This window comes from Neobacillus sp. WH10, from assembly GCF_030123405.1.
Lineage (GTDB): Bacteria > Bacillota > Bacilli > Bacillales > Cytobacillaceae > Neobacillus.
The window spans coordinates 3,062,764-3,078,278 of the sequence record NZ_CP126110.1; the positions used below are offsets into that span (position 1 = coordinate 3,062,764).

General features: G+C 37.6%; 13 protein-coding genes. 5 read left to right on the forward strand and 8 right to left on the reverse strand.

Annotated elements, in window-relative coordinates:
• Nucleotides 1-19 precede the first annotated feature (19 nt).
• Nucleotides 20-1,306, reverse strand: coding sequence for an NAD-dependent dihydropyrimidine dehydrogenase subunit PreA (preA, locus tag QNH20_RS14495; RefSeq protein ID WP_283918712.1), 1,287 nt, complete (start codon nucleotides 1,304-1,306; stop codon nucleotides 20-22).
• A gap of 36 nt (nucleotides 1,307-1,342) precedes the next feature.
• A complete protein-coding gene (locus QNH20_RS14500; protein WP_283923414.1) occupies nucleotides 1,343-2,698 on the reverse strand; it encodes an NAD(P)-dependent oxidoreductase in 1,356 nt (451 codons plus the stop codon).
• Nucleotides 2,699-3,501: 803 nt separating this feature from the next.
• Between QNH20_RS14500 and QNH20_RS14505 the strand changes: the two genes are divergently transcribed.
• The gene (locus QNH20_RS14505) at nucleotides 3,502-3,795 is read left to right on the forward strand and encodes a hypothetical protein (RefSeq protein ID WP_283918713.1); all 294 of its coding nucleotides are present in this window, start codon (nucleotides 3,502-3,504) and stop codon (nucleotides 3,793-3,795) included.
• Between the two features lie 124 nt (nucleotides 3,796-3,919).
• On the opposite strand, the gene QNH20_RS14510 is transcribed toward QNH20_RS14505, so the two are convergent.
• Nucleotides 3,920-4,507, reverse strand: coding sequence for a branched-chain amino acid aminotransferase (locus tag QNH20_RS14510; RefSeq protein WP_283918714.1), 588 nt, complete (start codon nucleotides 4,505-4,507; stop codon nucleotides 3,920-3,922).
• 273 nt (nucleotides 4,508-4,780) lie between these two features.
• Here QNH20_RS14510 and QNH20_RS14515 point away from each other — a divergent pair, with 273 nt between their 5' ends.
• Nucleotides 4,781-5,698 (forward strand): TetR/AcrR family transcriptional regulator, encoded by a 918-nt coding sequence (locus QNH20_RS14515; RefSeq protein ID WP_283918715.1) that lies wholly within the window; start codon nucleotides 4,781-4,783, stop codon nucleotides 5,696-5,698.
• A 129-nt stretch (nucleotides 5,699-5,827) separates the two neighbouring features.
• Here QNH20_RS14515 and QNH20_RS14520 read toward each other — a convergent pair whose 3' ends face one another.
• Nucleotides 5,828-6,313: a PaaI family thioesterase gene (locus QNH20_RS14520; RefSeq protein ID WP_283918716.1), complete on the reverse strand. Its 486-nt coding sequence runs from the start codon at nucleotides 6,311-6,313 to the stop codon at nucleotides 5,828-5,830.
• 89 nt (nucleotides 6,314-6,402) lie between these two features.
• Between QNH20_RS14520 and pepF the strand changes: the two genes are divergently transcribed.
• Both pepF and QNH20_RS14530 read left to right on the forward strand, forming a co-directional pair.
• Nucleotides 6,403-8,217 carry an oligoendopeptidase F gene (pepF, locus tag QNH20_RS14525; protein ID WP_283918717.1) on the forward strand — a complete coding sequence of 605 codons (1,815 nt, stop codon included), beginning with the start codon at nucleotides 6,403-6,405 and terminating at the stop codon, nucleotides 8,215-8,217.
• 207 nt (nucleotides 8,218-8,424) lie between these two features.
• Complete coding sequence (locus QNH20_RS14530) at nucleotides 8,425-10,104, forward strand: hypothetical protein (protein ID WP_283918718.1); 1,680 nt, start codon at nucleotides 8,425-8,427, stop codon at nucleotides 10,102-10,104.
• Nucleotides 10,105-10,262: 158 nt separating this feature from the next.
• On the opposite strand, the gene QNH20_RS14535 is transcribed toward QNH20_RS14530, so the two are convergent.
• The gene (locus QNH20_RS14535; RefSeq protein WP_283918719.1) at nucleotides 10,263-11,264 is read right to left on the reverse strand and encodes a VanW family protein; all 1,002 of its coding nucleotides are present in this window, start codon (nucleotides 11,262-11,264) and stop codon (nucleotides 10,263-10,265) included.
• Between the two features lie 220 nt (nucleotides 11,265-11,484).
• Complete coding sequence (locus QNH20_RS14540) at nucleotides 11,485-12,303, reverse strand: formate/nitrite transporter family protein (protein ID WP_283918720.1); 819 nt, start codon at nucleotides 12,301-12,303, stop codon at nucleotides 11,485-11,487.
• A 383-nt stretch (nucleotides 12,304-12,686) separates the two neighbouring features.
• Between QNH20_RS14540 and QNH20_RS14545 the strand changes: the two genes are divergently transcribed.
• The gene (locus tag QNH20_RS14545) at nucleotides 12,687-13,112 is read left to right on the forward strand and encodes a hypothetical protein (protein ID WP_283918721.1); all 426 of its coding nucleotides are present in this window, start codon (nucleotides 12,687-12,689) and stop codon (nucleotides 13,110-13,112) included.
• Between the two features lie 148 nt (nucleotides 13,113-13,260).
• Here the strand turns inward: QNH20_RS14545 and QNH20_RS14550 are convergent, their stop codons facing one another.
• Nucleotides 13,261-14,106 carry a hydrogenase small subunit gene (locus QNH20_RS14550; protein ID WP_283918722.1) on the reverse strand — a complete coding sequence of 282 codons (846 nt, stop codon included), beginning with the start codon at nucleotides 14,104-14,106 and terminating at the stop codon, nucleotides 13,261-13,263.
• Nucleotides 14,107-14,405: 299 nt separating this feature from the next.
• Nucleotides 14,406-15,395: a proline dehydrogenase family protein gene (locus QNH20_RS14555; RefSeq protein WP_283918723.1), complete on the reverse strand. Its 990-nt coding sequence runs from the start codon at nucleotides 15,393-15,395 to the stop codon at nucleotides 14,406-14,408.
• Nucleotides 15,396-15,515 lie beyond the last annotated feature (120 nt).

Here is a 15,515-nt window from a genome sequence, read left to right on the forward strand (position 1 = left end):
CCTCCTAATCTAAATTTCTTTATTTGGATACATCTGCTTTGCATTCTACAACGACATTTAAAGCGGATTGGCGCTCATTCCATGTCATTGGCGGCATCTCCCTAGCTGCTTCCACCATGTCGATTGCCCCATCAACTGGGCAGACAATCGAGCATAAATTGCAGCCAACACAGTCTTCTTCCCGTACTTTAAGATAGTTCTTTCCTGATGTATCTGTTAGCATGTCAATACATTGATGGGATGTATCTTCGCAAGCAATATGACATTTATTACAGTTGATACAAACATCAGTATTGATTTTAGCGACGATATTGTAATTCAAATCCAAGTTACCCCAATCAGAGTATTTTGGAACTGACTTTCCAATGATTTCTGAAACAGAGGCAATTCCTTTACGATCAAGGTAATGGCTGAGTCCCTCAATCATGTCCTCGACTATGCGGAAACCGTGATGCATGGCGGCAGTACAAACCTGAACCCCAGTCGCACCCATTAACATAAATTCAACCGCATCCTGCCAGTTCGAAATACCGCCAATTCCGGAGATCGGCACGTTAATTTGTGGATGTCTTGCGCATTCTGCGACCATATTTAAGGCAATCGGCTTAACTGCAGGACCGCAATAGCCGCCATGTGCCCCTTTTCCTGCTACATGCGGAATGGTATTCCAAGTATCGAGATCCACCCCCATTAAGCTGTTGATCGTGTTAATCATACTAATCGCATCTGCACCGCCATTACAAGCTGCTTCGGCCGTTGCGGTAATGTCAGTTATATTTGGTGTCAATTTAACAATGACTGGTGTCTTGGCCACTTCTTTTACCCAATAGGTTTGACGTTCAACAAGTGCTGGTACCTGCCCGGAAGCAGATCCCATACCACGCTCCGCCATCCCATGCGGGCAGCCAAAGTTTAACTCTAGGCCGTCCACCCCAACATCTTCTACCCGTTTCACAATTTCATGCCACTTTTCCTGCTTTGGCTCCACCATTAACGATGCAATAATAGCATGGGTAGGAAATCGCTTTTTTGTTTCATAAATTTCCTTTAAATTCACATCTAAAGGACGATCGGTGATAAGCTCAATGTTATTGAAACCGGCTACTCTTTGTCCGTTAAAACTAATCGCAGCAAATCTTGATGATACATTTAATATCGGATCACCCAAGGTTTTCCACACTGCCCCGCCCCAGCCTGCCTCAAAGGCTCTCTGAACTTGATAGCCTGAGTTGGTAGGAGGTGCTGACGCCAGCCAGAATGGATTAGGAGATTGAATTCCTGCAAGATTAATACGTAAATCAGCCATTTCTTTTCCCCCTTTATCATTCAAAGATTAATAGAGTCAATTTACTGATCCAACTGCCGAATATTGATTGTGAATGGCATAGGCAGCATCTTTTCCTTGCTGGGCAGCGGTTACGACCATTGCGTCTCCTTTTCCTTTACCGAATACCACATCACCACAAGCATATATGTTTGGATTGGAAGTCTGGAATGTAGCTTGGTCTACATTTACGACACCCCCATCATGATGTAGACCAAATGCCTCAATTAGCTCCAAGTGCCTTGTTTGCCCGATTGCTTTTACCACCGCATCCACAGGAATTACATATTCGGAGCCTTCTATCGCGACTGGTCTACGGCGGCCATCCTTTTCAGACTCACCGAGCTTCATTTTAATACACTCAATGCCCGTTACCTTTCCACTTTCATTTCCGATAATTCTTTTCGGTGCAGTTAACCAGCGGAACTCGACACCATCTTGTTTAGCAAATTCGTATTCAAAATCATATGCGGTCATTTCTTCTTCCGTTCTACGGTATAAAATTTTCACGTTTTCCGCTCCTAAACGGACAGAACATGTCGCACCGTCGATTGCTGTATTCCCTGCACCAATGACAACCACACGCTTGCCAACAAAAGCTTGGGATAATTGCCCACTTTTTGTTGCCCTAACAAATTCAATCGCATCATAGACTCCGTCTAAGTTTTCACCTTCAACACCTAGGTTCGGAACATGTGCCATTCCAACCGCCAAAACAACGTTATCGAAATCTTCAGTTATTTCTTTTGCTGAAATATCCCTTCCGACCACCGTGTTCGTTCTGATTTTTACATTCAATTTTTCAACCTGTTCAACTTCCCAGAAAGAAATCTTTTGCGGTAAACGGAAAGATACAATACCAAAAGTATTTAAACCGCCCGCTTTCTCTGCAGCTTCAAAGATCGTGACATCATAGCCTAATCTTGCAAGTTCTCGTGCGGCTGATAATCCGGCAGGTCCGCCTCCAATTACTGCAACCGTCTTGCCGTTTGAAACACCAGATTGAAAAAGTGACTGTTCATTTTTGATAGCCCAATCTGTCGCATATCTTTGCAGATTACCGATCATGATTGGTTTCGTTGAATGGTTTAGGACACAAGCTCCTTCACAGAGCTCTTCTGTAGGACAAACCCTGGCACAGCTGGCTCCAACGGGATTTGAAGCCATAATTGTTTTAGCAGAGCCAAGTAAGTTTCCTGAGGCAATTTTTTTAATAAAGGTTGGAATATCGATTCCAGTAGGACATGCTTTTATACATGGGGCATCATAGCAATAGAGGCAACGATTCGATTCTTCAATAGCTTCTTGGTTTGTTAGTGGTTTTTCTACCTCGAGAAAGTTGTTTTCAAGGTTGGACAAGGAAATACGCTGCATTTTTTCATTCACCAAGAGAAACCCTCCTTCAATTATGAATGGATAATATTTCTAAAAAAATGAAAGCGCTTCAATAAATCAAGACTAGTAAATTCACACCACTCCTTTTGGTAATTTACAGAAAATTCCGTATCTTAATATTAATTTTACAGGCCTTTAGTTGGCAATACACCTTACAACTTGTAAAATGATGCAAGCATTTCATTATCCAATATGTAAAAAGATATTTGTTTCATAGGGTCAATGATGCTAGTTAAAGTAATAGTGTATGCACGAAATTATGTTCTATCGTGAAGACAAAGATTTCTTGTACATTTTTCTGAATACTTTTTCAATTTAACACAAAGGTGTAAAAAATAATGTAAAAATATAGCGAACTGTCATATATTCCTACTTACTTTTTATATTCGAACTGAAAAGACACTAATAGGATATAATCCCTTGAAATATCAATGTTTTTAAATGATACCTACTGTTAAAAATCGGGAATTCCAATGTAGCAATCTTCAAAAAAGAATTCGACATGAATAAATAGCTATAGATCTCCCTCTAATATTTTTGAATTGAATTTATTTAGAAAAACTTTAATCGATTCTTTATAAAAATAAGAAAAAGTCAGACGGCCATCAAGACTGTCTGACTTTATTGCTTTATTTACACCAGGAGCATCAACACAGAAAACACACATTTAATATCCCATTGATTAAAAATAATATTCTTTATCAATAATTACTGTTAAACAGGCTTATGATAATTTTGCATGGACATACTAATGAAGTGAAAAATGCCAGGGAGGAATTAATTTGCCTAATAATTTTAGTGGTTTTAGCAATGAGGCTGCCATACAAACAAAAATGGAAAATGCGTGGCTTAATACATGTGGTGCGTGGGAAAATTGCAACCAGGAAACCATTCAATCCTTTCTTTGTCAATGCCTCGATAATAATATTGATCCGCAGTACTGCATGAGCTGGGTCGAACAGCATAAGGATCAAATCCCAAATTGGACAGATGTTTCTGAAACATCTCTTGGATGGATAAACCAACACACTTCAACTGGTTCAGCTATTTCGGTTAATGAGCAGGATTTAAATTGATTAATAATGCTGAAAAGGGGAGTCCTTTTTTGCCTCCCCTTAAACTTCACAATTTAATTTTAACTTAATAAAGACCAATTCAAATCTTTAGAGCTGTTGAAAAGATGAAGAACGCAAATCAATATTACTTCCCTTCAACTGCTTCATTCAGTTTAAAAAGGAAACGATAAATTAATTGGAATGCTTCATCAATTGTCATTTCTTCAGTAAAACCCTCAACAAAATTTAAAGCAAAATTCAAATTCCATAAACCATCCTCATGACTAAAGATTAAATCAAATTTTGCCTCATCACCATATAAACTTGTATCCAACAGTTCTTTTAATACTTTTTCAAATTTCTTCTGAAGCTTTAAACCTAACATAACATCATATGTGCCAAAAACATCATCTGCTTCTAATGAAATAGCATCTACATTTACCAAATCAAACCATTTTGATTCTAAATAAATAAACTCATTTTTATGCTTTTTCAGGTATTCAACTCGTTCAGATAAAAACGCGGATGATTCAATCCTGATCATATTTTCTGTTTCTTTATCACAACGTTCAATATATGCATCCTCAAATCGTGTGCTGGCATCTTTCTTCACAAATTGAACGTTCTCAAGAAATTGAAGATTTTTAAGAAAGTCTATCTCTTCTTCAAATAATATGATTGAGTCATCTTTTTGATTTACTCGTATGTATTGTATAATTTTATCTTTTAACATGTGAAAATCCTCCTAATATAACTTCATCCATTAATATTGAGTTTTTTTTAATAAAAATGCAAATTATTCCTAGAAAAATTCACTATTCGTATCATTAATATTAAAAAAAGAGAAATGACGATAATAGTCACCTCCCTTTTGGAAATTAATTTTCCTTAAAATATACTTATTTTTTTAATCCAAAAATCTGAATATTTATGGGTTTGTCAAGGTTTCGAAATTAAGGTAGTATAAATTTATACAAGGGGTACAAAACAAACTAAAGGTGATTAAATGTACAATCGGAAACAACATGTCATCAAAATGGCACATCAACTATTTATCGAAAAAGGTTTCCAGGCAACGTCTATTCAAGACATTCTAGATTATAGTGGGATTTCTAAAGGGACATTTTATAATTATTTTTCATCAAAAAATGAATTATTAATTGGCATCTATCAAACTATTTACAAGAAACTGGAAATGGATCGGAACGATTTACTTGTTGGCCAAGATCCTGCAAATATTGAGATTTTCATTAAACAAATTGAAATGCAGATGATTACGAATAGAAAAAACAAACTGATTGCCATTTATGAAGAGGTATTGGCTTCAAATGATGCTGACTTAAAGCAATTTATCCAACAAAACCGGTTGAATTCGCTACGGTGGCTATATCGCAGGTTCAATGATATTTTTGGTGAAGATAAGAAACCATACTTGTTAGATTGTGCAATCATGTTTCAGGGCATATTGCAGCAAAATGTACAATATAATCGAAGGGCTCATAAATCGGGTGAAAAAATCAGCTCTGTGGTTCGTTATAGCGTTATGCGTTTGATGAAAATGGTTGAAGAGGTATCAGAATCCGGTGATCAATTGCTAGAACCGGAGCTTTTGGAAAAATGGCTTCCAAACTGTTCGAAGAATAATCATGGGTTTAAAAATCAACTTCTCCAGGTATCTGGATCATTACGGAAAGCGATTTCAAAAAATTCACCTATTAAAGGTGAACAAGAAAAATATATTGAACTATTAGAATTTATCCAGGATGAATTACTGCATTCAAATAAACCGCGTAAATTTTTAATTGAAAGTGCTCTTTCATCAATGCATGGTTGTTCTTTTTGGAAGAAAGAACTCCAACAGTTAGAACAGTTGGCGGAAGATTTTTTTATGCAAGTTGAAACAGAAAAAACCCCTAATCAATAACAGATTAGGGGTTTTGGCTTAGAAAAGGCGCGCAGCGAAACAAAACGAATCAGTTAATTAAGTCAAGTGATAATATATTTTTCATTACTTTGAATTTGTGAATTCTAGTTTTGCTTACACCGCCTTTTATTATTCTTTTTTCAAAAAAGTACTCGGCATGACAACAGCGATGACTTCTCCACGTGCACAAAGGCTATCATTTGCAAAAACTTCTGTCTCCACTTTAAACTTTTTCGGATGAATTTCATGGACAGTTCCTATTGCTTTTAATGGTACACCGTGTGGAGTGGGCATTAAAAAGTTAACATTTAATGATGCAGTCACAAACCGTGGGGGCTCTGCCCCTTCACCTGGTTCATAACCATTCTTTCGATGCAGTGCCAATGCTGCAGAACCTGTTCCATGGCAATCAATTAACGAAGCAATTAACCCGCCATAGACAAAACCCGGCAATGCTAAGTGCTCTGGTTCAGGTGAATAAATCGTCACCGTATGCTCCCCTTGCCACCCTGTTCGAAAATGATGACCCATGTCATTTAACCGCCCGCAGCCATAACACCAGGCAAAATCCTCAGGATACTCATCTTGAATGGCTTTTACTACCTTTTCTTCCACAGTAACTCCCCCTTTTTCAGAAAAGTATAACATATTTAGGTTCATATGAGATAATATTTAGTAGTACGAAAAAAATAGGAGGAGATTCGATGGTAAAAATGGTTGAAAAACGCCTTGCTCGCTCAGAGGTTCCCGAAGATCTTAAATGGAAACTGGATGATCTATTCCCATCAGAAGAAGCTTGGGAAGCTGAACTAGAATTGATAAGCAAAGAAATTGTGCAGTTTACCAGATTTAAAGGGACATTACATATTGGTTCAAAAGCATTATTAGAATGCTTGTATGCACAAGAACAGCTTACAATGAGAATCATTAAAGCATGGACATTTGCAAACCTGAAACAATCCGCAGACGGGACAGATCCAGTAAATCAGGCGAATGCAGCAAAATTTTCTGCCTTGCGCACAAAAAGTATAGCTGCATTATCGTTTATTGATTCCGAGATTCTTGCTCTTGAAGATGGAATTATTGAAAAATACCTCGAAGTAGAACCTGGGCTTAAGGAATTCCAGAAATATCTACTAGAGCTTCTTAAAATGAAAAAACATAAATTATCACCTGAAACAGAAGAAGCACTGGCTGCACTTGGTGATTTGCAAGGTGCGCCCTATCAAATCTATCAAATGTCTAAGTTGGCTGATATGGAGTTCTCACCCATTCAGGATGCCGATGGAAAAGAGCTTCCTGTATCGTTTGCCTTGTTTGAGAACCGTTACGAGTTTTCAGCGAATACGGATGTCCGCAGGAAGGCATATAACTCTTTCGTTTCAACTCTAAAGCAGTACAAAAATACAATGGCCGCAACGTATGCTGCTGAGGTAAATAAACAGGTAACCCTTGCACGCTTACGTAATTATGAGTCTGTCACCCACATGCTGCTCAAACCACAGCAGGTCACGCTAGAAATGTACAACAATCAGATCGATACTATTTTTACAGAATTGGCGCCGCACATGCGCCGCTTTGCGCAATTAAAGAAAAAGATTTTAGGCCTTGATCAAATACTTTTCTGTGATTTGAAAGCACCATTGGATCCGGATTTTAATCCAAAAACAACTTATGAGGATGCGAGATTTGTAATCTTAGAGTCTTTAAAAGTAATGGGTCCAGAGTATTGCAATATTATTGAAAGAGGCTTTAATGAAAGATGGGTGGATTTAGCAGATAACGTTGGGAAATCAACAGGCGCATTCTGTTCGAGTCCATTTGGTGCCCATCCTTACATTCTTATCACCTGGCAGGATCATATGCGCGGATGTTTCACACTTGCTCATGAATTTGGTCATGCCGGTCATTTCTATCTAGCGAATAAAAATCAGCGGATCATGAATGTCCGTCCATCATTGTATTTTATAGAAGCACCATCGACGATGAATGAAATGCTTTTAGGGCAGTATTTGCTTGCTAAAAATGAAAATACACAAATGCGCCGTTGGGTTGTTCTACAGCTACTGGGTACGTACTATCATAATTTTGTCACACATCTGCTCGAAGCGGAATATCAACGAAGAGTTTATGCCTTTGCTGAGGAGGGCAAACCGCTAACAGCTAAAGTTTTTAGTGAAATAACGGGTGCTGTTCTTTCTGAATTCTGGGGAGACACCGTTGAAATTGATGAAGGTGCAAGCCTAACCTGGATGCGTCAGCCCCACTATTACATGGGATTATATCCATACACCTACTCTGCGGGCTTAACTGCATCGACTGCTGTTGCCCAAATGATTCAGGAGGAAGGACAGCCAGCCGTGGACCGATGGCTTGAGGTACTTCGTGCCGGCGGAACAATGAAGCCTCTTGAACTTTTAAAACATGCAGGTGTGGATATGTCGAAACCAGACCAGATTAGAAAAGCAGTCTCCTATGTCGGTTCCCTTATAGATGAGTTAGAACGTTCTTATGAATAATGAATGAATAAAATAGGAGGAGGTCTCTTGTGCTTAACCGTTTGAGACCTCCTCCTCATTTTTCATTCCTGTATTATAAAAATTATCTTAAATTTACATATTAGGCTTTTTGAAGAATAGAAACCAATTTTTAGTGAAACTTTTTCTGTTGGTAATCCGTATATTTATCCGAATGTATTAAAGTACAAAGTTGGAAAGGAGATTTTTATGGGAAACATAGTTTTATTTACGCTGATCATTGGGATTGCTTCTGCCCTCATTCTTATACCGTTTTATAAAAATGACCAGCTAAGTAAGAAAGTAAGTAAACATATAAAGTCAGGAATAATCATAGCGGTGGTAGTTATATTAATGCCTGCTGTATTTGCCTTCTATTATTTTAGTAATTTTGATAGAAACTTCTCCTCTTTATGGCCGTTAGCGATCCTGCTAACCGCGGGAGGAGCCGTCCTATCAAAAGGAATGGAAAGAAAGTTAAAAGGCTTTTTATTCTTAGTTAGTATCATCGCGGGAGGCTATTTCCTAACCGCTTTTATTTTTAACGCTGATGAAAAATATGAAATTGCTAAAATGGATCAAAAAGTGGAAATCAAGACCTTTGATGAAACAGAAACACCTGCAAGCGTCCCGCCCCAATTTGCGCGGAACAAAATGAAAAAAGCTTTCGGTCAAGTCCCGAATACAAGCTACTACGAGCTTGGAAATTTGCAAATTCAAAAAGTGAACGGAGAATATATGTATATTGCTCCTGTTGAATTCTCAGGCTTTTTTAAATGGTGGAAAGGGGATCAGACACCAGGCTATTTTTCCTTAAGTGCTACCGATTCGTCTGCAAATCCTAAATTCATCAAGTCAGAAATGGTTTTTACACCTTCTTCTTTCTTTAATAAAAATATTGAGCGGCATATGCGCATGAAATATCCGAAGAAAATATTCTATGGTGACGTACAATTAGAAATTGATGAAGAGGGAAAACCATTTTATATCCGTTCTTACGGTAAATTTATTTCGGCACGTAATGGATTCGATGTTGAAGGTATTGTTGTAGTAGATTCTAAGACAGGCGAAACGAAGGAATATCCTTTAGGATCGGTCCCAGATTTTATTGATGGTGCAGTATCACCTGAGGTAGTCAGTCTGCAAAACAGCTACTTTGGGAACTTTGTCCATGGATTTTGGAATAGCAAATTTGGAAAATCAGATGTAAAGCTTCCCTCTGATGAAGGTACGGAGGCAAATGTAAGTCCCATTTTTGATGAACAAGGGGTCATGTTTTATTTCACCGATTTCACCAGTCCAAAAGAAGGTGTAGACTCGATGCTTGGGTACTCATTGACCAACTCAAGAACGGGTGAAGCGACCTATTATACCGGGAACCCTAACCAATCCTACATGGATTCACAAGGAGATTTGCAGATCATTGAGAAGAAATTTATTGAAAAGAAATGGCATGGACAAATGCCAATTCTCTATAATTTTTATGGAGAAGCAAGCTGGTTAACACCTGTATTGGATTCAAATGGTTTTCTGCAAAATTACTTTATCGTCTCTGCAGCAAATCCGGAAATTTCCGTTTATGGTGTCACTCCAAATGAAGCGCTAAAACAATATAAGACAGCCTTACAAAGAGGAAAAGGTACAGTCGACGGCAGTTCGAAAGCTGAAGACAAGCAAATATCCGGAACAGTCATAAGAGTCTATAAAGAAAAATCCGGAGATTTCACAGTTGTTTCATTCCTATTAGACAACCATAAAAATTACCTTATTTCATCTGAAAAAGCCCCGTTAGCGATCTATTTAAAAGAAGGAGATAAAGTAACGGTTCGCTACCTGGAAACTGGAGAAGAATTCCTCCCTGCTAAAACAATTGAAATTGAAGGGCTATAATTAGGCACTATTCTTTTAATAACAAAAAAAGATGAACCGAAACAGTTTTACATGTTTCAGTTCATCCTTTTTTTATTTTATTGAAGTTTTTGCATAGTCGTTTTTGTTCACCACTGCTGATTGAGGTAGTCACGGAAATATTAAGCAAGGTTACTACACTAATTCCCTTTTACGATCAGGCTTTGATATGCTGCAGATGTTCTCACTTCAACTGTTAATTTTCCTTTGCCGTAAATCGTTTTAATGATAAACGGTACACCGGTAGTATTTTGAAAGCGAAAGTCAGGACCGCCGAATGAAACGGTCGCATCCCGCCCTGCCGGAACATATCCGACAGACAAGGAATGGTGATGCTTTTCGACATAACTTACACCTACTTGATCAACCGCATTAAACAACGTGGAAGATGTCTGACATATACCACCGCCTATTCCATCAACCAATTGCTTATTTACGATCTCCTTAGCTGGTTGATACCCATGTACAGCGTCACTTGGGCCAACAGTTGTATTAAAGGAAAAAATATCTTGAGTCCCAACTATAATATTATCAATGGCTTGCGCCGATAGCTCAATATTTTTCGATCGGCCTGCCACACTGCTATTAAAGTAAGTCGTAAAGGAAGCAAGCACTACTTCATTTAAATGGGCAACATCTTCAGGCTTATAGCCGCTTTCAGTCATAGATAGCGGGAGCTCTACATCACCGCCTATGATGGAAGCCATCATCACTCTTTCCACTAATTCTTTTTCATCTAAAATAATCTGCGGCTTTCCTTTAATAATTTGACCATTTGCATCAACCTTATCAAGAACCATCCGTTGATCATATCCGATCACAGTTTCTGTTCCTCTAGCTATATCCTTCGCCCACTTTTCCATTTCCTTTTTATATGCTTCTGGATTAGTCTCAAATCCCAAATCTAACGGTAAAAAGGTTTTTAATATGGTTTTCGTATTTGGGTCGATGACATTTACTACAATTGGCTTTTGTTCTTCTACCTTTTGTGGTTCTTCTCGCGACTTTTGATTCGGCTTCTTTTGTGGGCTGGTAACCTTTCCTTCTTGAGAGGTTTCCTTTGCCGTTTTTTCTGTACACCCCGTCAGTCCTATTAAACTACTCGCTAATAATATTGAAATTGCCCATGTCCGATTAGCCATTTCCCTTAACTTCTCCTCTTTCCTCTTCTCTTTGATGTTAGACGAAAAAACTGTGGTTACTTGTGGAATTATTCCCATTCACCCATTTTATTCCTTGAAGCATGTCAATATTACCGAGCGATTACCATAATTAATGAAAAGTTTCGGAGTTAAGAGTAAAAAAAAGCAGCAGAGGAACATGCGTTCCACTACTGCTGACATTTCATTATTAAAAATAATATTATCCCGCTTTTTCTATTGATTGGATGACCTTTGAATCAGAATATGGCGGTTCATTTTTCCTATACGCGTACCAATAAGCCATCGCAATAAATATGGTTCCGCCTACGGCATTTCCTAGAAAGACCGGGATGAAATTATGCAAATATTCAATCCAAGTAAAATGGCCTGCAAAAATTGCTGCCGGAATGACAAACATATTCGCGACTACGTGTTGAAATCCGATCGCAACGAATGTCATTGTTGGAAACCAAATACCAGCAATTTTTCCGCCCATATCATTCGCACCGTATGAAAGCCATACGGCCGCCGCAACCAGCCAATTACAGCCAATCCCAGAAATAAAGGCTTGCAAAAAGGATGCATCAAGTTTATGCTCTGCAACACTAATTGTCTTTGCAAGGTATGGGCCCGTTTCCGTAAGTCCAACAAGATGACCGAAAAAGTAGGCAACAAAAATTGCACCGACAAAGTTACTGACCGTAACGAGAAACCAATTATACAGTACGCGATTGGTGCTGACCTTTTTCGCCATCCTTGCAAGCGGCACTGCCATCATATTACCTGTTAATAGTTCTCCACCCGCAAGTAAGGTAAGAATAAGTCCGATTGGAAAAACAGATGCGCCGATCAAACTGCTTAACCCCTCTAAACTTGGTGATAGCGTTGCCGTTACACGAATGAATAACAAATATCCTAATGCAATAAATGCACCTGCCTCAAAACCTAAAATCATCGTTTGGACAGGAGAATATTTTGTTTTCTTTTTTCCATTTTCTATCGTAATTTCTAATATTTTTTCCGGTTTACTGAATCCCATAAGATGTTCTCCTTTTTACAAAACTTTTCTCTTTTTATGTTTGTGAAGTTTTTAACATAGTCTATTTTATAACAATTCCTCTCACATTCAAGTGAACATTTTATAACTTTTTCATGATTATATGGAATGGTAATAATTACTATTAAAACTCCTTTTGACTGTTTTCACGAAGAATTTTCGACAAAAATCTACATAACCAGAGAAACTTCCAAGGTTCCCGTAACAAAGTATGGTATAATATATAGGTGTTATACTGATTAAAGTAAAAATCAAATAAATCATTATTATCAGTACAAATTGTTCAATTCTTTTTCATTACCAATTCAATGTAACTGTCCATAGACTAGGTTTGCGATAAATTAATTGTAGAAAAGGTGTTATGTATGGAAAATTCAATTGAAACAGTTTATTTCTTAGAGAATCCAGAGAAAAAGATCATTAAATTTGCAACTGGCACACAGCTGCGCTATGAGGATGTCATTAAAGAAGTTTTTGGCGTGGCATGTATCCATGATTTACACATGATGATTCAGTTTAACAAGAGTTTTCAAACGAGCATTTGCAAGAGTTATGGAATCAATGAAAACAAGATCACCCTAGATAAAATAATTCGCGTAGCCTCGAAAGCAGACATGCTTCAATTAAAAAAACAATTGATCGAGCAGCAAAAAGATAACATGAATGATCTAAAACTCGAAGAGGAATCCCCTCTTCAACGCCCTTTTGATTCCATAATTAAACTCAAAGAAGGCATATATCAATGGGATGACACCAATTTCTCCTACAACGCTGTTACTAATGGTGCCTGACACCCTTTCTATTATTACGATAGTTATTATGTTTTGGATAATAGGAAAGGTGCAGTTGGGCGAAACCAAAACGGATTCGCCCTTTTATAATACCTGTTTGCCGCAACAAGCACTGATATCAGCTTAAAAGTTGTGTTCTTCTGTGAGTTTACTTTTTTCTTTTACTGCAAAATCCGCCTTTGTCCCAAAATCCCTTTTCAGAGCAGCCAATACAAGAAAATCCTGCAGAAATGCAGCGGTCGTAACCAAGCGATTCACAAGCATTAAAAGCCGTTGGCCCCTTACAGCCTATTTTAAATAAACAATACCCCTTTCTTGCTCCCTCATCATCATAAGACTGGGCAAATAATTTTTGATCAAATAAGGGTTTACGGTGGCATGTCATATGAACGGTAGTCTGATAGAAAACTTTTGGCCGGAGCTTTTTATCGAGCTCTGGCAGTTCCCCATGAAAATGCACATGCAACAGTGTTCCAATAATGACCTCTGGAATTGGCGGGCAGCCGGGGACAAGTGCGACTGGCACATCCTCCGGAATGATTGCCCTGATATCAACGGCATTCGTTGGATTTAGACCTGCAGCTGGAATTCCCCCCCATGCTGAGCAGCTTCCAAAAGCAATAACTGCCTTTGCATGTTTTGCTGCATGAATAATCTCTTCTCTTACTGATTTTCCAGCTATCAAAAGAAATTCATCGCTTCCGGGAATACTGCCTTCAACCGCAAGGACATATTCACCTTTATATTTTTCAAAAATAGATTCTTTATGTGCTTCTATTTGGTCGCCGCTTGCTGCGGAGAGAAGTTCACTGTATTCCAATGAAATAAAATTCAAGATCGTGTCCAATGTACTTGGTTCAAAGGACCGAATAAAAGCTTCCTTACAACCAGTACAATCTAAAGCACTAATCCAAATGACAGGAAGTCGGTTATCCGTTTCTATTAACATCTCTTCTGTTACGTTAATTGCCTCTAACCAATTATACTGTGCCATATTATCATACTCCTTCAACCCTGATTTTCGTATCTGATTGTTCAATATTTCACAAAATGACATTTAATTCAAAACATAGATATGTAGCTATAGTTCAAGTGTATTGCTAAATGAAAGCAATTGTCCATTTGATTTGAAAACGTTTAAAAAATGTTCTTTAAAATATAAACAGTTTGTAAATACAGAAAACAAAGATTAAGGAACAATTTTTAGTAAAAAATCTCCAAATCATAGCCTAGGTTATAAAAAAACTACCCACACATGCGGGTAGTCTTTATAACAGTAGCACACCATTTAAACTATTTTCGTTTTTTCTTTTTATCCTTAGACGTTGTCATTCTTCCTAATAAAAATGCCCCTGCAGCTACACCAATGATAGTGTTGGTTTTTTTGTTAAAAACTTGCTTGGCTACAAGATTTAAATTTTGCGGTCTTTCTGCCAATCGTCTCATGAAATATCCGTACCAGTCATTTCCAAAAGGAACATACGTACAGAAGTTATAGCCTTCACTTGCTAGTTTTAACTGCATTTCTTTTCTAAAACCATAAAGCATTTGGAATTCGTATTTATCTTTAGAAATATTATTCCGTTTAACAAAATCCTTTACATGATTAATAATTCTATGGTCATGTGTAGCAATAGATGTAAACTTTCCGTTTAACAGATGCCATTCAATCAGCTTAATAAAATTAGCATCGATATCTTTCTTGTCTTGATAAGCAATTTTCTCAGACTCTTTATATGCACCTTTAACTAGACGAATCCGATAGTTTTTATATTTTTCAACATATTCTAGTGCTTCATGGAAATATGCCTGAATAACGGTCCCGACATTATCGTAATCAAACGATAGGTCGTCCAATAAATTAAATGTAAGCTCTAAATGCTTGAAGTCTTCCATATCAATATTGACAAACATATCATATTGGCTTGCTTTATCAACGATCTCTCTTACATTGTTCAAACAAAAAGTATAATCGATATCCAATCCCACTTGAGTCGGTTTTAATGAAATGTGGGCATCCACTTTATTTTCATGGATTGACTCAATGACCTGTAGAATCTGTTCTTTCGCCGTAGTTGCCTCTTCTTCTTTAAAAACGAATTCACCTAAGTTATCGACAGTACAAGAAATTCCCTGGGCGTTCAGTTCTTTAATACTTTTGATTACTTCTGGAATATTGGTCCCAGCAACGACGCTTTGCGCCCCCATTTTTAAACCATATTTTTTAGCTGCACTATTAAGAAATTGGTTTTGGGATAAGCCCATAAATAGATCCTTCAACATAAGCGATTTACTCCTTGCTGTTGTTTTTATAACCATTATAGCATACGCTTTCAATAATATTTATTTTGAGAATTTTCGGAAATAAAACGCCTTACACCCTAGAAAAATTATTTTTCTCCA

Excerpts from the sequence above, each read along its gene's own strand:
- pepF (WP_283918717.1), top strand. The coding sequence starts at position 6,403 with ATGGTAAAAATGGTTGAAAAACGCCTTGCTCGCTCAGAGGTTCCCGAA.
- QNH20_RS14510 (WP_283918714.1), bottom strand. The coding sequence starts at position 4,507 with ATGTTAAAAGATAAAATTATACAATACATACGAGTAAATCAAAAAGAT.
- QNH20_RS14530 (WP_283918718.1), top strand. The coding sequence starts at position 8,425 with ATGGGAAACATAGTTTTATTTACGCTGATCATTGGGATTGCTTCTGCC.
- QNH20_RS14500 (WP_283923414.1), bottom strand. The coding sequence starts at position 2,698 with ATGCAGCGTATTTCCTTGTCCAACCTTGAAAACAACTTTCTCGAGGTA.
- QNH20_RS14545 (WP_283918721.1), top strand. The coding sequence starts at position 12,687 with ATGGAAAATTCAATTGAAACAGTTTATTTCTTAGAGAATCCAGAGAAA.
- QNH20_RS14555 (WP_283918723.1), bottom strand. The coding sequence starts at position 15,395 with ATGTTGAAGGATCTATTTATGGGCTTATCCCAAAACCAATTTCTTAAT.
- QNH20_RS14550 (WP_283918722.1), bottom strand. The coding sequence starts at position 14,106 with ATGGCACAGTATAATTGGTTAGAGGCAATTAACGTAACAGAAGAGATG.
- QNH20_RS14535 (WP_283918719.1), bottom strand. The coding sequence starts at position 11,264 with ATGGCTAATCGGACATGGGCAATTTCAATATTATTAGCGAGTAGTTTA.
- QNH20_RS14515 (WP_283918715.1), top strand. The coding sequence starts at position 4,781 with ATGTACAATCGGAAACAACATGTCATCAAAATGGCACATCAACTATTT.
- preA (WP_283918712.1), bottom strand. The coding sequence starts at position 1,306 with ATGGCTGATTTACGTATTAATCTTGCAGGAATTCAATCTCCTAATCCA.
- QNH20_RS14540 (WP_283918720.1), bottom strand. The coding sequence starts at position 12,303 with ATGGGATTCAGTAAACCGGAAAAAATATTAGAAATTACGATAGAAAAT.